At 65.6% G+C, this 19203-nt stretch carries 20 protein-coding genes and 1 pseudogene; 11 read left to right on the plus strand and 10 right to left on the minus strand.

What is annotated here, in order from left to right; translation table 11 throughout:
- The first annotated feature begins 171 nt into the window (after nt 1-171).
- On the plus strand, nt 172-1149 hold the full coding sequence (locus A7V84_RS17180) for a Bug family tripartite tricarboxylate transporter substrate binding protein (protein ID WP_025513737.1): 978 nt from the start codon (nt 172-174) through the stop codon (nt 1147-1149).
- A 12-nt stretch (nt 1150-1161) separates the two neighbouring features.
- Entirely contained in the window at nt 1162-2607 is a 1446-nt protein-coding gene (locus tag A7V84_RS17185; RefSeq protein WP_025513739.1) for a M81 family metallopeptidase, read from the plus strand.
- A gap of 49 nt (nt 2608-2656) precedes the next feature.
- Here A7V84_RS17185 and A7V84_RS17190 read toward each other — a convergent pair whose 3' ends face one another.
- Both A7V84_RS17190 and A7V84_RS17195 read right to left on the minus strand, forming a co-directional pair.
- Entirely contained in the window at nt 2657-3724 is a 1068-nt protein-coding gene (locus A7V84_RS17190) for an alcohol dehydrogenase (protein ID WP_033535096.1), read from the minus strand.
- A 73-nt stretch (nt 3725-3797) separates the two neighbouring features.
- Nucleotides 3798-5090 (minus strand): MFS transporter, encoded by a 1293-nt coding sequence (locus A7V84_RS17195; RefSeq protein ID WP_025513742.1) that lies wholly within the window; start codon nt 5088-5090, stop codon nt 3798-3800.
- 120 nt (nt 5091-5210) lie between these two features.
- On the opposite strand from A7V84_RS17195, the gene A7V84_RS21225 reads away from it, so the two are divergent.
- Nucleotides 5211-5537: a hypothetical protein gene (locus A7V84_RS21225; RefSeq protein ID WP_127070745.1), complete on the plus strand. Its 327-nt coding sequence runs from the start codon at nt 5211-5213 to the stop codon at nt 5535-5537.
- Nucleotides 5538-5746: 209 nt separating this feature from the next.
- Here A7V84_RS21225 and A7V84_RS17200 read toward each other — a convergent pair whose 3' ends face one another.
- The gene (locus A7V84_RS17200; protein WP_025513744.1) at nt 5747-6091 is read right to left on the minus strand and encodes a hypothetical protein; all 345 of its coding nucleotides are present in this window, start codon (nt 6089-6091) and stop codon (nt 5747-5749) included.
- A gap of 193 nt (nt 6092-6284) precedes the next feature.
- Between A7V84_RS17200 and A7V84_RS17205 the strand changes: the two genes are divergently transcribed.
- Nucleotides 6285-6908, plus strand: coding sequence for a hypothetical protein (locus A7V84_RS17205; RefSeq protein WP_063492561.1), 624 nt, complete (start codon nt 6285-6287; stop codon nt 6906-6908).
- A 55-nt stretch (nt 6909-6963) separates the two neighbouring features.
- Here A7V84_RS17205 and A7V84_RS17210 read toward each other — a convergent pair whose 3' ends face one another.
- On the minus strand, nt 6964-7743 hold the full coding sequence (locus tag A7V84_RS17210; RefSeq protein WP_025513748.1) for a DeoR/GlpR family DNA-binding transcription regulator: 780 nt from the start codon (nt 7741-7743) through the stop codon (nt 6964-6966).
- A gap of 140 nt (nt 7744-7883) precedes the next feature.
- Here A7V84_RS17210 and A7V84_RS17215 point away from each other — a divergent pair, with 140 nt between their 5' ends.
- From A7V84_RS17215 to A7V84_RS17245, 7 genes are read left to right on the plus strand one after another with little or no spacing between them, the layout of a single operon-like run.
- A complete protein-coding gene (locus tag A7V84_RS17215; RefSeq protein ID WP_025513750.1) occupies nt 7884-8564 on the plus strand; it encodes an HAD family hydrolase in 681 nt (226 codons plus the stop codon).
- Nucleotides 8557-9693, plus strand: coding sequence for an ABC transporter ATP-binding protein (locus A7V84_RS17220; RefSeq protein ID WP_063491754.1), 1137 nt, complete (start codon nt 8557-8559; stop codon nt 9691-9693). The genes A7V84_RS17215 and A7V84_RS17220 overlap by 8 nt, the downstream gene beginning before the upstream one ends.
- A gap of 22 nt (nt 9694-9715) precedes the next feature.
- The gene (locus A7V84_RS17225) at nt 9716-10588 is read left to right on the plus strand and encodes a carbohydrate ABC transporter permease (RefSeq protein WP_025513752.1); all 873 of its coding nucleotides are present in this window, start codon (nt 9716-9718) and stop codon (nt 10586-10588) included.
- Nucleotides 10585-11415, plus strand: coding sequence for a carbohydrate ABC transporter permease (locus tag A7V84_RS17230; RefSeq protein WP_025513753.1), 831 nt, complete (start codon nt 10585-10587; stop codon nt 11413-11415). The genes A7V84_RS17225 and A7V84_RS17230 overlap by 4 nt, the downstream gene beginning before the upstream one ends.
- Before the next feature lie 11 nt (nt 11416-11426).
- Nucleotides 11427-12686: an ABC transporter substrate-binding protein gene (locus A7V84_RS17235; RefSeq protein ID WP_025513755.1), complete on the plus strand. Its 1260-nt coding sequence runs from the start codon at nt 11427-11429 to the stop codon at nt 12684-12686.
- Nucleotides 12687-12694: 8 nt separating this feature from the next.
- The gene (locus A7V84_RS17240) at nt 12695-13507 is read left to right on the plus strand and encodes a phosphodiesterase (protein WP_025513757.1); all 813 of its coding nucleotides are present in this window, start codon (nt 12695-12697) and stop codon (nt 13505-13507) included.
- 48 nt (nt 13508-13555) lie between these two features.
- A complete protein-coding gene (locus A7V84_RS17245; RefSeq protein ID WP_063491753.1) occupies nt 13556-14176 on the plus strand; it encodes an HAD family hydrolase in 621 nt (206 codons plus the stop codon).
- A gap of 16 nt (nt 14177-14192) precedes the next feature.
- Here A7V84_RS17245 and A7V84_RS21230 read toward each other — a convergent pair whose 3' ends face one another.
- From A7V84_RS21230 to A7V84_RS17275, 6 genes and pseudogenes are all read right to left on the minus strand, one after another.
- Complete coding sequence (locus A7V84_RS21230; protein WP_033535155.1) at nt 14193-14441, minus strand: BrnA antitoxin family protein; 249 nt, start codon at nt 14439-14441, stop codon at nt 14193-14195.
- A 48-nt stretch (nt 14442-14489) separates the two neighbouring features.
- Nucleotides 14490-14720, minus strand: a pseudogene (locus A7V84_RS21235) (BrnT family toxin); the annotation flags it as partial.
- 131 nt (nt 14721-14851) lie between these two features.
- Nucleotides 14852-16021, minus strand: a complete 1170-nt coding sequence (gene kch / locus A7V84_RS17260) for a voltage-gated potassium channel protein (protein WP_051348202.1) — start codon at nt 16019-16021, stop codon at nt 14852-14854.
- Between the two features lie 91 nt (nt 16022-16112).
- Nucleotides 16113-16880 carry a phytanoyl-CoA dioxygenase family protein gene (locus A7V84_RS17265; RefSeq protein ID WP_033535157.1) on the minus strand — a complete coding sequence of 256 codons (768 nt, stop codon included), beginning with the start codon at nt 16878-16880 and terminating at the stop codon, nt 16113-16115.
- Nucleotides 16881-16963: 83 nt separating this feature from the next.
- On the minus strand, nt 16964-18052 hold the full coding sequence (locus A7V84_RS17270; protein WP_025513765.1) for an AI-2E family transporter: 1089 nt from the start codon (nt 18050-18052) through the stop codon (nt 16964-16966).
- Nucleotides 18053-18162: 110 nt separating this feature from the next.
- A complete protein-coding gene (locus A7V84_RS17275) occupies nt 18163-19185 on the minus strand; it encodes a LysR family transcriptional regulator (RefSeq protein ID WP_025513766.1) in 1023 nt (340 codons plus the stop codon).
- Nucleotides 19186-19203 lie beyond the last annotated feature (18 nt).

The raw sequence follows: 19203 nt of genomic DNA on the forward strand, positions 1-19203 counted from the left end.
AATTTTGATATTCGTTGCCAAAAAGGCAACAAAATAACTATCAGCTTACATTGATTCCCGGCCGCAGGATTGCGAATAATGCGCCTGCCTTCAATCTGCTCGGTTGCGCCGGCATGGCAGGCTGCCACCCGCCGCAATGCGAGATCACGATTTCTTTTCGAGCCTGACTGCATGAAACCTATCGCTTCGATCCTGGCCGCTGCAACCCTGAGCGCCGTCTGTCACCAGGCCGCCCTGGCCGCATCGCAGGACACCTATCCCGACAAGCCGGTCAAGGTGGTGGTCGGCTATGCGCCGGGCGGCTCCTCCGATACCGTGGCGCGCCTGATCGCCGGACGCCTGTCGGAGAAGCTGGGCCAGACCTTCGTGGTCGAAAACCGCCCCGGTGCGGCGAGCAACATCGCCGCCACCAGCGTGGCCCGCTCGGCGGCCGATGGCTACACCCTGTTGCTGGGCTCGAACGCCAGCACCATCAACATGTCGCTCTACAAGGACTTGCCCTTCGACTTCCAGAAGGACTTCGAACCGGTGGCCTTGCTGACGCGCTTTCCCAACATCATGGTGGTGAATCCCTCGGTGCCCGCCACGACCATCGACGAGTTCGTCGCCTACGCCAAGGGCAATCCGCAGGGCATCTTCTTTGCCTCGTCGGGCGCGGGCTCCTCCACCCGCCTGTCGGCCGAACTGTTCAAGATGATGACCGGCGCGCCGATGGAGCACGTGCAATACAAGGGCAGCGCCCCCGCCCTGACCGACCTGATGGCCGGCCGCGTGCAGGTGATGTTCGACACCGCGCCGTCGGTCATGCCCCTGATCCAGGGCGGAAAGCTGCGCGCACTGGGCGTCACCAGCGCCGAGCGTCAACCGTATGCGCCGGCCATCCCCACCGTGGAAGAAGGCGGCGTCAAGGGTTACGAGGTGACCTCCTGGTACGGCCTGTTCGCCCCGACCGGCACCCCTGCCGGCATCGTCGAAAAACTCAACCAGGAGGTCAACGCCATCCTGGAAGAACCCGACACCAAGGAGAAGCTGGCCGGCATGGTGGCCACGCCGGGCGGCGGCAGCATCGAAGAGGTCCGCCAGCACGTCGCCTCGGAAGTGAGCAAGTGGGCCGAGGTGGTCAAGGCCTCCGGCGCCACGGTGGACTAAGGGTCATCGGCGATGCGTGTTTTCACCGGCTCGCTGGCTACGGAGACCAATACCTTCGCGCCGCTGCCCACCTCGCTGGAGGCGTTTGTCGACCGGGGTTACTACCCGGCCGGCACCCATCCTCCCGAAATGACGATCTTCAGCGGCCCCTTGTGGGCGGCGCGCCTGCGCGCGGCCGAGCACGGATGGACCGTGATCGAGGGCATGGCCGCCGGCGCGCAACCCGGCGGAACGACCACGCGCCAGGCCTATGAAACCCTGCGCGACGAGCTGCTGCGCGACCTGCGCCAGGCCCTGCCCGTGGACATGGTGGTGCTGGGGCTGCACGGTGCCATGGTCGCCGATGGCTACGAGGACTGCGAGGGCGATCTGCTGGCGCGTGTGCGCGAACTGGTCGGCCCGGACGTCGTCGTCGGCGCCGAGCTGGACCTGCACTGCCATCTGTCGGATGCCATGCTGGCTCATGCCGACATGCTGGTGGCCTACAAAGAGTATCCCCACACCGACATCCGCGAGCGCGCGCTCGAACTGGTGGACTTCTGCGCCGCCCAGGCGCAAAAGCGCATCGCCCCGGTGGCCGGCATGGCCGATTGCGGCATGGTGCTCACCCTGCGCAGCAACGACCCGGTGGCACGGCGCTACATTGACCGCCTGAGCGCGCTGGAAGGCCGCGACGGCATCCTGTCGGTGTCGCTCATCCACGGCTTTCCCTGGGGCGACGTCCCGGACATGGGGACCAAGCTGCTCGTCTACGCCGACGGATGCGCCGCCAGCGCCCAGGCGCTGGCCGAGCAACTGGCCGCCGAGCTGCTCGCCCTGCGCGAGGCCCTGACCCCGCCTTACCCTGATATCGACGCAGCCATCGATCAAGCCCTGGCCGCCACGGGCGGGCCAGCCCTCATCGCCGATGCCGCCGACAATCCCGGCGGCGGCGGCGCGGGCGACGCCACCTTCATCCTGCAGCGTCTGCGCGAACGAGGCGTGCGCAACGTGGCGCTGGGTCCGTTGTGGGACCCGGTGGCCGTGCGCATCGCGTTCAGCGCGGGCGTGGGCGCCCGCCTGCCGCTGCGCATCGGCGGCAAGGTGGGCCCGATGTCGGGCCAGCCCCTGGATCTGGACTGCTGCGTCAAGGCCCTGGCGCCCGACATGGTGATGACCGGGCTGTCCGGTTCGCCCGCGCCGGTGGGCCACGCGGCGCTGGTCGAGGCCGATGGCATCGAGATCGTGCTCATCAGCCTGCGCGCGCAGGCGATGCATACCGACGTCTTCACCCAGCTGGGTTGCCGGCTGCAGGACAAGGCATTGATCGTCGTGAAATCGGCGCAGCATTTCCATGCCGCCTTCGCGCCACTGGCCTCGCAGGTCATTTATGCCGATACGCCGGGCTCGGCCGCGCTCGGCTTGCAAAGCCTGCCCTACCGTCGCATCCAACGGCCCAAGTGGCCGATCGACGCCTGATCGCAGGCCCTGCACAGGCCCGCCCCGCCTGCGGGGCGGGCCTGCCGCCTCAGGCGCGGTGCAACACCGTGCGCCCGCGCGACTGGCCAGCGGCCAGGCCGTCCAGCGTGGCGATGAGCTGCTCCAGCGTGAATTCGCGCTGATCGATCGGCGGCTTGGGCAGACGGCCTTCGCGCGCCAGATCCATCACCGCCTTCAGATCGTCCAGCCGGCCCACGTAGCTGCCGATCACGCGCTTTTGCTGCAACGCCAGGCCGACCGTGCTGATGGTGAACTCGCCGCCGAACAAGCCCACCTGCACCATCACGCCGCCCTTGGCGAGCAGGCCGAAGGCCAGTTGCGCGGTCGAGCCGGCGTTGACGAAATCCAGCACGGCAGCGGCCGGCTCGCCGCTGGCCTTGATGACATCTTCGGCGCGCGTGTCGTCGCCCGTCACGACGGTGTGGCGGGCGCCCATTTCACGGGCGGCCTTGAAGTTGGTGTCGCTGCGGTCGATGACGCAGATGTTGCGATGCCCCAGCGCGGCCAGCGACGCCACCGCCATCAGGCCCACGCCGCCGGCGCCGATCACCACCACGCTTTGCTCCGGCTCAAGCGGCTGGGCCTGGCGCACGGCCGCGTAGGCCGTCACGCCCGAGCAGGCGAGGGTCGCGCCCCAGGCCGGATCCAGGTCGCCCAGCGGCACGCAATAACGTGCGTTGGGCACCACGACCTGTTCGGCATAGCCGCCATGGCGGGCCACGCCCAGCGCCTGCGCGCCTACCGGGCATTTGTTCTCATCGCCGGCGCGGCAGGTCGGGCACTTGCCGCAACCCAGCCACGGGAACACCACCACACGGTCGCCCACGGCCAGGCCGGTGACGTCCGGGCCGATGGCGCTCACCACCCCGGCGATCTCGTGACCCATGACGATGGGGTACTTCAGGCCGCGATCGACCAGGCGCATAAAGCCGGCCGACCCCATGTGATAGCCCCCTTCGCGCAGGTGGGTATCGGTATGGCATACGCCGCAGTGGCTGACGTCGACGATCACCGTCTCGCCTTGCGGCGCCTGCACGGCCAGGTCGATCGTGGTGATGTCAGCGCTTTCAGGAGATTCAAGGGCAAAGGCTTTCATAACAATCCTTAGTGAAAGATCCAGACAAGCCCCGCGCATCTGAGCGCAGGGCACGTGCTTGATGACAGGCGGATCACTGGCCCGGCAGGGGCTTGCCGCCGGTCTCCCGGTAGACGAACGCCGCGGCCAGGAACGACAGCAACGCTGCCAGCATCACGAAGAAGGCAGGCGCTTCGGCAATGCCGGTCGCACCGATCAGCCATTGCGAGGCATACGGCGCCGGGCCGCCCGCGATGATGGACGAGATGTTGTAGCCCAGTGCCACGCCGCTCACGCGCAGCGCCGGGTTGAAGAGCTCGGTATAGGCGGCCAGCAGCACGCCCAGGTAGGCCGCCTCGATCAGGCCGAAGACGATGTGGCCGAACAGGGCATAGGCAAAGCCATGCTTCATCAACAGGAACAGCGGCCAGGCAAGGATGACCAGCGCGGCCGTCGAACCCAGGAAGACCGGCTTGCGGCCCACCTTGTCAGACAGCTTCCCCCAGAGCGGAATGGTCACGCCGGTCACGACCAGCGCCACGACGGTCGACCACGATGCCTGGGCGGCGGTCATGATCCCCTGTGTCTGGAAATACGTGCTGAGATAGGTGAAGACAATGTAATAGGCCGCAAACGAACCCAGGTTCATCGTGGTCACCAGGAACACTTCGCGCGGTTGCTGGCGGAAGGCCTGCATGATCGGCGAGCGCTCGACGGTGTGGCTCGACTGGGCCTTCTCGAACTCGGGCGATTCTTCCAGCTGACGACGCAGCAGGAGCGCAGCGATCCCCATCGGGATGGACAGCAGGAACGGCACACGCCAGCCCCAGGACAGCATCTGGCTATCGTCCAGCAGGCTGTAGGTCGACCCCACCACCAACGCCGCCAGGCCCGTACCGATGACCAGGCCCAGGTTGATGAAGCTCACGTCAAATCCGCGGCGATGCACATCGGAGGCTTCCGAGGCGTAGGTGGCCGCGCTGGCCATTTCCCCGCCGGCCGCCACGCCCTGCATCGCGCGCAGGAAAACCAGCAGCAAGGGGGCCAGCAAGCCCACCGAAGCATAGACCGGCAGAAAGCCGATCAGCGAGCTGGTGACGGCCATGCCGACCACCGAGATCGTCAGGGCCGGCCGACGGCCATAGCGGTCGGCCACGTGGCCGAACAGCACGCCACCCAAGGGACGGAACAGGAATGACACCCCGAACACCGCCAGGGCCGACAGCAGCGCGATCCCCTGCTGATCCGCGGCGAAAAACAGTTTTGCGATGGTCAGCGCCAGGAAGGCATAGGCCATGTAGTCGTACCACTCGATCACGGTACCGACCACCGAGGCCACGATTGTCATCTTGCGTCTTGCGACATCTTTTTCCTGCGCACTGCTCATGACAGTCTCCGACATACAACTCCCCCAATACTTCAGATTTTCGTTTGATCGAAATTGACGTGTCGTGGCGCCGTACTGCATTTTCCCGGGCAAAAGGAGGCCCTTCACGGAAACACATTCGTGCGCCACAAAAAAATCTGCCGGCCTGCAAATCGCGGCCGGCCCGATCTCGTTTTTTATAAAAATAACCCAGCACGGCCGGGCTTTATTTTTTCTTCACACCCCCACTCTCGGTTGCTGCGCACAAAAATCGACATTTATTATGTATTTGGTATTTTGATGCGTCAACCAGCCGGCAGGGCGGAATCGCTTTGCAATAATTACATTAATGATGGCATCTTTTTCCTGCGCGCGGACAAAGGAAATACCCATTCAAAACAACGAGATAACATCAGGACGATGGCAATCCCGGGTTTTTTTGTCCTTTCAGGCAGGCTGATTTCATGAAAGCAATAACAACAATCGCATCGCCATGCGATTAATAAGTTTCAGAAAACGCCTGTTCGCCGCCGGATTGATACCTGAATCCTTCGGCTTTCATACTTCAAAAATGGTCAAGGCGGGAAAATACTGAGTCCGGCGTGCGTGCATCCTTGGATATTTCCCGGAGACAGCCGAAAAAAAGCCGCGATATCGCGGCTTGGGCGTGGCCTGTTTCAGTCCTCCTCGTCGAGATGAAACTTGTGCATGACGCGATGCGCCACCGGCGCCAGTATCAGGCCCAGGGTGGCGACGAAAAGCAGGCTCACCAGAAGGCCATACAAGGCAAAGAACAGCTTGCCTCCGACCGAAGCCGGCAACATGAAAGGCCCCAGGCCGCTGATGATGAGCGCGGTATTCAATGCGGCATCGTGCCAGCTGATGTCCTCCAGCCAGAGATGGGCCAGTACGCCTATTCCCACCACCACGGCGATCAACAGCACGGCCCACAGCAAATGCAGCACCATGCGCCACACAAAATGCCGCCTGGGAAGCAGCGGCTGCGTCTTGGATTCATACATTGGAAAGCCCCTACGATCAGACTCGACTGACCGCATTATGCCGAGGACCTCGCCGGTTTACATATTGACGCGCCTTCGATGCCGCCATCCCCTGCCCTCGCGGCATAATCAGCCCGGCTTTCAGCCAGGCGCCTGCGGCAAAAACGCTGAACGCGCCGGCTTCATCGTTCGCATCAGTTTGGAGGATTTTGTTTTGCGCAGCCCCATCAAAGCCGTGATTCTGGGTGGTCTGGTCGTCGCGCTGGCCGCCTGCGGCAGCGCCAAGGACGCCAACAAGGGTAATTTCAGCAAGGCGATCCAGGCCTACCTGGACACCCAGAACGGCCTGTGCGCCGCGCTGCCGGCCAAGAGCCTGCCTTTTACCCTCGCAGACCAGGACATGCTCAGCCAGCAAGGCAAGCAGCGCGCCGACGCGCTCGTTGACGCGGGCCTGTTGAGCAAGCGTGACGTGGAGGTGAAGGCCATGTTCGGTAACCGTATGCTACCGGGCGCCGAGTATTCGATTACCGATGAAGGCAAGAAATACCTGGTGGCCGGCGGCGCCAGCACCATGATGCGCCAGGATGCATTCTGCACCGGGAAATATGCCATGGCCGAAGTGCAGAACTTCACCGAACCCAGCGACATGATGGGCGCGAAAGTCTCGCGCGTGAATTTCCTCTACAAACTGGACGGCGCCGCCAGCTGGGCCAAATCGGCCAGCCTGCAGCAGGCCTATCCGGCATTTGCCAAGCAAACCCAGGGCGACATCAAAGGCAAGGCCGCCCTCATCCTGACCAACGACGGCTGGGTGCACGAGCGCCTTTTCAAGCGCTGATCCCCGCCTGCCCCGGCACAGCCCTCCCCGGAGGGCTTTTTCATGCCTGCGCCCTTCAGGCGCAGACCACCTCCACCCCCTGGGCCCGGATCGCCGCCACGATGGCAGGATCGGCCGCGGCGTCAGTCACCAGCCGCTGGCCCGCCCGCCAGGCTGCGACGCGAAAGCTCGCATAGGCCTTGAACTTGGTATGGTCGGCCAGGATGGTGCAACGGCTGGCCGACGCAATGAAAGCCCGGTTCATGGCGGCATCTTCGCTGTCACGCATGAAGATGCCGGCGGCCGACACCGCGTGCACGCCCAGGAACGCCTCGCGGATCTGGATGCCGGCCAGCACGTCATTGTCAGCCCGCTCGATGGTGGCCTGCTTGCGGGTATCCAGCCTGCCCGCCAGCACGTACACATGGGCCAGCTGGCTCTGGCCGGCCGCCGCCGCCACCGTCAGCCCGTTGGTGATCACATGCAGATCCTGGTGGCCGCGCAGGGCCTGCGCCAGCGCGTGCGCGGTGGTGCCGGCATTGATCAGGATGCTGTCGCCATCGCTGATGTACTGAGCCGCGCATTCCGCGATGGCGGCCTTTTCGGCCGATTGCTGATGATCGCGCTCGGCGTAGCTGTACATCTCATAGCGCGCATTGCCTTCGGCCAGCACCTCGTGCACTGCCACCGCCCCGCCATGGGTGCGCGCCAGCAGGCCTTTCTCGCCCAATTCGAGCAAATCGCGGCGGATGGTGATGGGCGAGGTCGAGAACGCCTGCGCCAGCTCGCGCACCGTGACGGCGTTGGTTTCCTGCATGCGGGCGAGAATACGGTGCTGACGTTCGGCTTTGAGCATATCTGATCGGAATGAACGGGAAACGCGCAGCTTACCATCGGTAAAGCGCAGAATTTTGACAATCGAGCCCGAACGATACTGATCGATTTAGGTCGAATATGTTCACCGTATCGTCATATTCGATCACTAGAGTGGCGGTCATGATGCACCACACCGCCTATTCCACGATCGTTTTTGATCTCGACGGCACGCTGCTGGACACCTGGCCCGGCCTGCTGCAGATCGTCCGCCACGCCGCCCCCGGACAGGCCCGCCTGGACACGGCGGCGCTGCGGCGCGCCCTCAGCCTGGGCATCGCCCCCATGTTCGAGCGCGCTGCGGCGCAACTGGCCCTGAGCGCGCCGGCTGCGGCCGCCTTCGTGGCCGGTTGCGCCCAGCACCTGCCGCAGCAGGCGCCCGCCTACGAGGGTTGCGAGACGCTGCTGAACACGCTGCGCGCCGCCGGCCTGACCCTGGCCCTGTGCACCAACCGCGACCGCGCCTCCACCCTGGCCCTGCTTCAGGCACGCGGCTGGCTGGCGCATTTTTCCCATATTCATTGCCTGGGCGACGGCCTGCCGGCCAAGCCCGATCCCGCCCCGCTGCTGGCCACGCTGGCACGTCTGGACTGCCCGCCTGCGCAGGCGCTGTTCGTGGGCGACTCGCGCATCGACGCCCAATGCGCCGCCAACAGCGGCCTGACCTTTGCCGCCCACCTCGGCGGCTATCACAGCGACCTCGCCGAACTGGCGCCGGCCGCCCTGCACTACGACCATCCCCGCCACCTGCTGCGCTGGCTGGCGCAGACCCATCCGCGCATGCTGGAGACCGAACATGGCTGACATCGTCCTTGACCGGATTTCAAAAACCTATGGCGAGACCACGGTGCTGGACTCGCTCTCGCTGACCATACGGGAAGGCGAATTCCTCACCTTGCTGGGTGCCTCCGGTTGCGGCAAGTCCACGCTGCTCAAGTTGCTCGCCGGCCTGGAACTGCCCGACGGCGGCACGCTGCAGCGCGGCGACGCCGACCTGCTCACGCTCTCGCCCGCCGAACGCGACTGCGCCATGGTATTCCAGTCATATGCGCTCTATCCGCACATGACGGTGGGCGACAACATCTGCACGCCGCTGTACATGCGGGCCCTGAACTTCGCCCAGCGCCTGCCCGGCGCGCGCTGGCTCAGCCCCACGGCGCGCCGCAATCGCGGCCAGGCACAGGCCCAGGGTCGCCAGGTCGCCGCCGCGCTGGGCATCGACCACCTCTGGAGCCGCAAGCCCGCCCAACTCTCCGGCGGCCAGCGCCAGCGCGTGGCGCTGGCGCGCGCCATGGTGCGCCGCCCGTCATTGTTCCTGTTCGATGAGCCGCTCTCCAATCTGGATGCAAGCCTGCGCCAGTCGCTGCGCAGCGAGATCCGCCAGCTGCATGCCCAGCTGGGCGTGACCTTCGTGTACGTCACCCACGACCAGCACGAGGCCATGTCGATGTCCGACCGCGTGGCGGTCATGCGCGGCGGGCGCATCCTGCAACTGGGCACGCCGCAAGAGATCTACCACGCGCCCAATCACGTCGACGTGGCGGCCCTGGTGGGCGCGCCGCGCATCAACTTCCTGACGGCCTCGCGCGATGCCGCCCATCGCCTGTGCCTGCAGGACCAGCCGCTGGCCGGACGCTTTCCCCTGGAAACCAGCACGTTGGCTTTCCGGCCGCATGCCGCCCAGCTCAGCGCCGGCCGCGACACCCTGGCCATCACCGCCCGCGTCACTCAACTGGAGTTTTCCGGCGCGCAATGCCTGGCCAGCCTGCTCACGCCAGAGCAGGAAACCCTGATGGTGGCGCTGCCGCCCGAGGCGCCCGTACGCCAGGGCCAGACGCTGCAGGTCCACGTGCCGCTGGCCGACTGGCATGCCTTTGACGCGCAAGGCCGCCGCCTCGCGCCGCTGGCCCAGGGCCTGTCTCTGGCGGCCTAGCCCGCCTTCACCGGAGCTTCCGATGCGCATCAAATCCTCTTCGCTCGCGCTCTTGCTGGGGCCCTGCCTGCTGCTGACGGCCCTGCTGCTGGTGCTGCCCCTGCTGGTGGTGGCCCTGATGTCGCTGACCGACTGGCAGTTCGGCGCCAGCAGCTGGAACTGGATCGGCCTGGGCAACTATGCCGACCTGTGGAATGACGCCACGTTCCGCAAGAGTTTCGCCAACACTGTCTATTACCTCGCGGCGGTCTCCATCGGCTCGATCGTGATCGGCCTGTGCGTGGCGCTGCTGATCGAGGCGCAGCCCAGCTGGCGCAGCTTCTATCGCACGGCCTACTTCATGCCAGTCGCCTCGACCCTGATCGCCATGGCGGTGGTCTGGCAGTTCCTGATGCATCCGACCGTGGGGTTCTTCAACCACGTGCTGTCCTGGCTGGGCGCGGCGCCGCGCAACTGGCTCAAGGACTATGACCTGGCGCTGCCGTCGCTGGCAGCCATCGGCATCTGGCAGATGTCGGGCCTGGCCATGGTGATGTTCCTGGCAGGCCTGAAGAACATCCCGGCGGACCTGCGTCACGCCAGCCTGCTCGACGGCATGCGCCATCCGTTCGACCGCCTGCTGCGGGTGACTCTTCCCTTGCTGGGGCCGACCCTGCTCTTTGTGGTGACGGTCTGCGGCATCCGCTCGCTGCAGGTGTTCGACACGGTCCACGCACTCACCCAGGGCGGGCCGAACAAAAGCACCGAAGTGCTGCTGCACACCATCTATGCGGAGGGCTTCGGCTTTTTCCGCATGGGCTATGCCGCCGCGATGGTGGTGATCTTCATCGCCTGCATCTTCATCCTCACGCTGGTCCAGCAGATCGGCATGGAAAAACGGACCCATTACCGATGACTCCCGCCCTGCCCTGGCGCCTGCTGCGCCACCTGCTGCTGATGAGCGGCGCCGTGATCTACCTGCTGCCCTTCATCTGGATGCTGTCCACCTCGTTCAAGCCGGCCGACGAAATCTTCCGCGAGGGCTTTCACCTGCTGCCCCGCCACTGGGCCGCCGTCGAGAACTACACCCGCGCGCTGACCGATGTGCCACTGCTGCGTTATCTGTGGAATGGAGTCGTGGTGTGCGCCGGCATCCTGCTGCTGCAGATCGTGGTATCGCTGCCGGCCGCGTACTGCTTCGCCAAGCTGCAGTTCCGCGGCAAGCGGCTGGCCTGGGGGCTGGTGCTGCTGTCGCTGATGATCCCCTTCCAGGCGACGGCCATCCCGCTCTACATCCTGTTCTATCACGTGGGCCTGCTGGACACCACCGCCGCACTCATCGTGCCCTTCATCGCCTCGGCATTCGGCGTGTTCCTCATGCGCCAGTACTTCATGGGCGTGCCCGATGACCTGATCCACGCCGCACGGCTGGATGGCATGGGCGAGTTCGAGCTGGTCTGGCGCGTGATGATGCCGGCGGCCATGCCTGCGCTGATCGCCTTCGCGATCTTCTCGGTGGTCTGGCACTGGAACGACTATTTCTGGCCGCTGCTGGTGATCAACACCACCGATCTGGCCACCCCGCCGCTGGGCACGATGTTCTTCAAAAACGAGGAAGCCGGCACTGACTTCGGCCCCCTCATGGCAGGCACGGTCATCATCACCTTGCCCTTGCTGCTGTTCTTTCTGTCTGCGCAGAAGCGCTTTATCGAAGGAGTCACCCTCTCGGGTGTCAAAGGTTGAAAGGAACCGATATGCAATCCCATACCCTGCTCGGCCTGGCCGCCGCCCTGACCCTGGCTTGCGGCACGGCACAAGCCGCCAAGATCGAACTGGTGGTCGACTACCCCTACGCCGACGTCTTCAACACCGTGCACGCCGAGATCGCACGCCGCTTCAACGAAAAGTATCCCGACTACACCGTCAAGTTCCGCGCCCCCACCACGGAATATGAAACCGCCGCCCAGCAGGCACTGCGCCATGCCGTCACCGGCCAGCTGGCCGACGTCTCCTACCAGGGCCTGAACCGCCAGCGCGTGTTCGTCGACCGCGACATTGCGGTCGATCTGACCCCCTTCATCCAGGCCGAACCCGACTGGGCCGCCAGCGGCTACAGCCCGGCGCTGCTGTCGCTGGGGCAGGTCAACGGCAAGCAGGTCGGCATTGGTTTCTCGCTGTCCACGCCGATCGTCTACTACAACATGGACCTGATCTCGCGCGCCGGCGGCGATGCCAAGGCGCTGCCCAAGACCTGGGACGAGATCATCGCCCTGGCCGACCGTTCGCGCCAGGCCAACCCCGGCACCAACGGCCTGCACTACGACTGGGAAATCACCGGCAACTGGCTGTGGCAGGCGATGCTGTTTTCCAAGGGAGGCCAGTTGCTCAGCGCCGACGAGAAGACGGTTGCCTTCGACGGCGACCTGGGGCGCGAATCCATCGCCCAGATGGGCCGCATGGTCGAGAACGGCACCATGCAGAACCTGAAGTTCAAGGACGCGGTGCAGCTGTTCGTGACCGGCAAGCTGGCCGTGCTGTCGACCTCGACCTCGCGCCTGGCCTCCATCGAGAAGCAGATCGGCGGCAAATTCCCCATGGTGACGGGCTTTTTCCCGACCTACGGCGAGCAGGCCCGCGTGCCGGCCGGCGGCAACGTGGCCATGATGTTCGCCAAGGATCCCGAACGCCAGAAAGCCGCCTGGGCCTATATCAAGTTCGCCACCGGCCCCGAGGGGGCCACCATCATGACCCAGGGCACCGGCTACTTCCCGGCCAACACCCTGCCGATCGATGACCCGGCCATGCTCAAGGGCTATTACGACGCCAATCCCAACCAGTACACCGCCGTGCGACAGCAGCCGTGGCTGACCGGCTGGTACGCCTTTCCGGGAGAAAACGGCCTGAAGATCACCGACGTCATCCACGACCACCTGCAAACCGTTTTCGACCGTTCGGCCCAGCCGCAGACCGCGCTGCAAGACATGAGCCGCGATGTGCAGAAGCTGCTGAAGTGATGCCCGCCATGAAATTCATCCACCTGACCGACACCCACCTGATTGCCGACGGCGGCGAACTGTACGGCACCAATCCCAAGACGCGCCTGCGTCAGGCCGTGCAACATATCCTGGCCCACCAGGCCGATGCCCAGGCCGTGGTCATCACCGGCGACCTGACCCACTACGGGCATGCGCCGGCCTATGCCCATCTGCGCGAGTGCCTGGCGCCGCTGCCCATGCCCGTGCACCTCATCCTGGGCAACCACGACAACCGCCTGGTGTTTCAACAGGCCTTCGCCGGCACGCCGCAGGACGACGCGGGCTTCGTGCAATACGCCCGGGACTTCGGCCCCTATCGCGCCCTGTTCCTGGACACCAACGAGCCCGGCGTGTCCTGGGGCGTATTCTGCACGCGACGCGCGGCCTGGCTGCGCGAGCAGCTGCAAGGCTCGCCGCAACCGGTGCTGCTCTTCATGCACCATCCCTTCTTTCCCATCGGCATCCCGAGCATGGACGCCATCTCGCTGCGCGACACCGCTGCCTTCATGGCCGCCATCGACGGTCACGAGCACCGTATCCGGCAAGTGTTTTTCGGGCACATCCACCGCCCGATCTGCGGCGTCTTCCGCGGCATGCCGTACTCGACCCTGCGCGGCACCAACCATCAGGTGGCGCTGGATCTGGGCGGCGATGCGCAGGTGATCGTCGGCGCACACGAGCCGCCGCAATACGGCGTGGTGCTGCTCAGCCCCGACCAGGTGCTGATCCACGCCGAGGACTATCTGGACGCCGGCGGGCGCTACCTGCTGCACGAGATGCATCCGCAGCAGGCGGCCTGAGGCGCAGAGCGCTACAGTGGGGCTTTGCCTGCACAAGGAAAGCCCCATATGGCCATCCGGGCAATCGCCTTCGATGTTTTCGGCACCCTGGTCCGCATCGCGCGGCCCCGGCGTCCCTACCGGCGGCTGCTGCGCCTGCTCCAGGCGCAGGGCCGCCCCCCGCAACCCGATGACGCCGCCCGCCTGATGGCCCGGCCGTTGACGCTCGCACAGGCCGTCCAGGCCCTCGACGCGCGGCTGCCGCCGGCCACGCTCGCGGCGCTGCAGGCCGAACTGGACATCGAGCTCGCCTCCATCACCGCCTTTCCGGATACGGCGCTGGCGCTGCCTGCCTTGCGCGCGCGCGGTCTGCGCATCGCTCTGTGCTCCAACCTTGCGGCGCCCTACGGGCCGCCCGCGCTGGCCCGCCTGCCACTGCGGCCGGACTTCTGCGCCTGGTCGTATGCGGCCGGCGCGATCAAGCCGCAGGCCGCCATCTACACCTATCTGTGCGAAGGGCTGGGCTGCGCGCCCGACGAAGTCCTGATGATCGGCGACACCCCCAAGGCCGACCTCCACGGCCCGCGCGCCTTCGGCATGCAGGCCTGCCTGCTGGACAGGCAGGGGCGAGCCACGGCAGGCGCAACGCACCTGAGGTCATTGATGGAAGTGGAGGATAGGGTGGGCTGATCCGCTTGCCGCAGCGTCAGGCGCGGCGCGCCTGCAGCCAGTGCCGCAGCGCATCATTCATGCGCATCTGCCAGCCCGGCCCGCTCGCCTGGAAAGCATTGACGATGTCGTCGTCCAGACGAACCGTCACCTGCACCTGGGCGCGCTCGCTGGCCGGCTCGACGGCGCGCTGCATCTGCTTGAGATCGCCCGCGCTCAGTTCATAGGTATCGGGATCGGCCTCGATACCGCGATCGATGGCCGTGTCTTCGTCATCGGTGGGCACCTGGGTGCCCGGCTTGAGGTCGGTGTACTGATGCACTTCACGCGACGTGGCCGGCCGCAGGCTGATGATGTGACGCTCCTGCTTGCGGTCCACGCAGACAATCACATGCAACTGCTGGCCGATATAGCCGATCGCGATCATGCGGCGCTCGCCGTAGCCGCGCCGTGTATCTTCGCGCACCAGCGCCTCTTGCCACTCAAACCGCTGCGCCTCGGCCAGCGACACGCCGTGCTTGCGCTGGTTGCTACTGTCTTTGGCGGGGTCAAATGTAATTTCCATGGGCCTATCGTAACGATAAGCCGCCCCCCTAGGCAACGTACATGACCATGCTGCAGCGCCCTATGCGGCGCCCCAGCCACGCTTGGGCGTAGCAATCTGTCGCAATCGTCGCCTGCGCGGAAAGTCAAGCCTCAATCGGGCTTGCCGGCAAAAAGATTGTCAACAAAAGCCTGGTCGATTTTCTCGCCCGCGAGGGTGCGCGCCAGCAGCTCGCCCACCAGTTGCTGGAGCGAAAACACGATGTCCGGCTGGACCCGGCGAAGCTTGTCCAGATGCTCGGGCGAGTTGGCTACCGCCACCGTCTTGGTGTCGGGTGCGCCCACGTCCTTGGCGGCCAGGACGATGAAGGCGTTGTCGGCATCATCGTCGCGCAGCGCCAGCACGTAGTTGGCCTTGGGCGCGCCGGCCTCGACCAGCACGCTGGACTTGGTGGCGTCGCCGATGATCAGGTCGGCCTGCTCGGGATAGCTGTGCGCCACGCCTTCGGGCACGATCACGGTCACGGGGTAGCCGCGCTCGCGCAGCACCGGATAGACGGAAGACGCCAGCGCCGAAGCCCCGACGAGAATGATGTGGTCATGGCGCATGGCGTGAGCAATCCTGCCTTTGATGATGCGTTTGACGTTGCCACCGATCAGCGGGCCGGCAATGGCGCTGATGGAGGTGGCGAACACGGTGATGCCCAGAATGATGATGGACAAGGTGAAATAGCGCGCCGTGACGCTTTGCGGCACGATGTCGCCGTAGCCCACGGTAGACATGGTGACCACCGAGAAATACACCGCGTTCGGCAGGCTGTTGATGGCCGGGCCGAATTGCTCGCCCAGATACAGGCTGCCGAAAATGGCATAGGCCAGCAGCGAACAGATCGCGATGACCGTAAAGAGACTGCCTGCCGCCAGGCTGGCGCGATTGAAGCGCGACCAGTTCAGCAACAGCAGCAGAAAGGCCACCAGGTTATAGATTTCCAGGAAGCGGCTGGCGCTGCCCATGTAGCCCAGGATGCCGATGGTGAACAGCATCAACAACGAGAAGGCCCAGGCGATGCGCGCGCGCAGCAGCAACCCCAGCGCCATCAGGATGAGCCCCATGCCCAGCAGGGTGCGCGGCGCATCCAGCAGGCCGACGGCGTCGATCGCCTCGCGCCAGGTATCGAAGCTGGACAGGAAAGCGAAGTTGGGACGCCCGGCGCTTTCGAACACCGACACCAGGTGCAGATAGCCGCTCAGGGCGACCAGGATCGCCAGCCACAGGTGGGCCGGCAGGTAGCGCGCAAGCCGGGTTCGCAGCTTCTTTGCCATCGTCGTCATCGCAGAGTCCGTCGCCGCTCGAGTGTATCAGCGCCCGTCGGCCTGTCGCCGCCTGCCGCGCGCGCCATCGGACGGGCTCGCATCAGGCCAGCGGCACGCCAGGCCGCGACGCCGAACGGCTGTCGGGCAGCGGCTGGCAGCCTTCGGGATGGTAGGTGTGCACCAGCGACAGCTTGACCTGGCCGCTGCGGTTCTGCTGAGCCGCGTGCAGGGTGCGGCAATGAAAGAACACCACATCGCCCGGCTCCAGGTCGGGGCAGACCGCATTGGCGATCTCCTGTTGATTTTCGGGCAGATCGTCGCGGAAGAATTTCTGCGCGTCAAAGCGGCGCGGCTCGTAGTCGGCCACATGCGAACGCGGCAGAAAGAACAGCCCGCCGTTGTGGGGCTGCTCGGGGCCCAGCGCCAGCCAACAGGACACCAGATCACTGTCTGAAAACGACCAGTAGCGCACATCCTGGTGCCAGCCCGTCAGGCTGCCGTACATGGGATGCTTGGTCATGACGCAGTTATGGTGCACGGTCGAGAGCACCGGCTGACGGCCGTCATAGTAGGCGCGCAGCACCTGGGCGATGGCCGGGTTGGTGGCCCACCGGCGAAACGCCGGCCCGCGGCCATAGGCATCGAGCAGGCGACGCACCGTCATGCCGCCGTCGGCCTCGCGCGAGGCCGGCGCGCCGGGATAGCGCAGGTCGGCTTCGTACTCGAGCGGCGCGGCGGCGCGCTCCAGATCGTGGACGGCAGCCGCCCGCAGGGCCTGCACCTCATCGGGCGAGGCAAAGCCGCGGGCAACCACGAAACCCTGTTCACGCAACGCCGTGACCAGGCCGGCAACCGAAGGGGTAGACATGGAAGTTCTCGAATGTGGCATGGGCGGATAGGCAGCGGCCGCAGCCAGCGCGGCCAGGCGGGAAAGCATACTCCTTTGCGGGATCAATCGGCCCGCCCGTCCCCATCCTGGCCATTGACGCGCTCGGTGTTGCGCACCCATTCGCGCCAGATGGCCACCAGCAGCGCCATCAGGACCGGGCCCACGAACAGCCCCACGATGCCCATGGTCTTGACCCCGCCCACCAGGCCGAAGAAGGTCGGCAGGAACGGCAGCTTGACCGGCCCGCCCACCAGACGCGGGCGCAGGGTCTTGTCCACGATGAACAGTTCCACCGTGCCCCAGACGAACAAGGCCAGCCCTGCCACCAGGTGTCCCGAGCCAACCAGATACAGCGACACCAGCGTGAACGACAACGGCGCCCCGCCCGGAATCAGCGCCATGAAACCGGTAATCACGCCCAGCAGCACCGGCGAAGGCACACCGGCCACCCAGTAGGCCACCCCCAGCACCACGCCTTCGCCCAGGGCGATCAGGCTCATGCCGGTGACCGTAGAGCTGACCGTGGCCGGCACCACGCGCGAGAACCGCTGCCAGCGCGAGGGCAGGATGCGTTCGCCCAGGATGTCGAGCTGCGCCACCATGCGGGTGCCATCCTTGTAGACGAAGAACAGCGTGATCAGCATGAACAGCAACGTGAGCAACCACTGGAACACGTTGCCCGTGGCCGACAGCACCATGCGGTAGATATTGCCCAGATGCTCGCCGCTGACCATCTCCACCAGCGCGCCCAGGCCGTGAGGCTCGCCCAGATAGACCGTCCAGTAATGCGCCAGGCGCTCGCCCACCACCGGCAGCGACGACAGCCAGACCGGCACCGCCACGCCATTGCGGTTGGCCGCCAGCGCCCAGCCCAACAGGTTGCCGGCCTCCTTGATGGCGTAGGCCAGCGCCAGCGACAGCGGCACCACCAGCACCAGGATCACCGTGCACAGGGCAAGCGTGGCGGCCAGCGTGCTGCGGCCCTTGCAGAACGCCACCACGCGCTGATACAGCGGCCAGGTCGCCAGGCCGATGATGAGGGCGGCCAGCGCCGGCACCAGAAAGCCGCTCAGGAAATAAAGACCCGCCGCCACCACCAGCAACAGCAGCCATCGGGCGATCAGGTAGACGGGCAAAACAGGTTGCTGCATAGACGTTGCGGCTCTTGTGGCGGGACGGACTTCCGCAATATACCCAGTTTTTCCCTCCTGCCCGGCACTGGGCGGACAGGTTTTTTCACGCCGCCCGCAGGCGCTCGCGTCTACATGATGGCTTCGGCGATGTCCTGGGTGGCCTGATGGCGTGCGGCATACTCGCCCGCCGGCAGGAGCACGGCCGGGGCAATGCCGCAGCCTGAGAAGTCCTTATCGTGCGCGCCATCGCCCGAGAGCAGCGGGCAGCGCGCGAACAGCTCTGCCACCCAATCCGAAAAGACCCGCACCTTGGGCGAGAGCTGGCGATGTTGCAGATACAGCAGCGAGATCGGCAGCGAGGGAGGCTGCCACTGCGGCAGGACTTCGACCAATTGGCCGCTGCGCAAATGAGGCAGCACCATGAACCGCGCCGTCTGGATCAGGCCAAAGCCCTGCAATCCGCAGGCCAGGTGCGCGCCCCAGTCATTGACCGACACCACGCCGCGCACCTCGGTGGCGCGCTCCTTGCCATCGACCATGAAGGTCCAGCTGCAATTGCGGCCCGAGGACGAGAAGTAGTGCACCGCCTGATGGCTCTGCAGCGCCTCCAGCGATTGGGGCACGCCATGACGCTCCAGGTAGGAAGGCGCCGCGCAGGTCAGGGTCTGCATCACGCCGATGCGCCGCGCCACCAGGCTGGAGTCTTCCAGCTCGCCGATGCGGATGACGCAATCGACCGCCTCCTGGACCAGATCGACGCGCCGGTCGCCCATGCCGATCACCAGTTCGATGTCGGGATGACGATCATGAAACTCGCACAGCGCAGGAATCAGGATGAGCTGGCCGATGCCCGCCGGCACGTCGATGCGCAAGCGCCCGCGCGGACGCAAGGCGGCATCCTGGAAGCAGGCTTCCGTTTCCTCGACCTCGGCCAGGATGCGGGTGGCGTGCTTGTAATAGGCCGCGCCATCCGGCGTCAGGCTGATGCGACGCGTCGTGCGGTTGAGCAGACGCACGCCCAGATGGCGCTCCAGGTTCTGGATCACGGTGGTGACGGTGGTGCGCGGCAGGGCCAGCCCGTCGGCGGCGCGCGTGAAACTGTTGGCTTCGACCACGCGGGCGAAGACCTGCATGGCTTGAAAACGATCCATGGTGCGAGTCCTATCGCT

This window comes from Bordetella trematum (assembly GCF_900078335.1).
GTDB lineage: Bacteria > Pseudomonadota > Gammaproteobacteria > Burkholderiales > Burkholderiaceae_B > Bordetella > Bordetella trematum.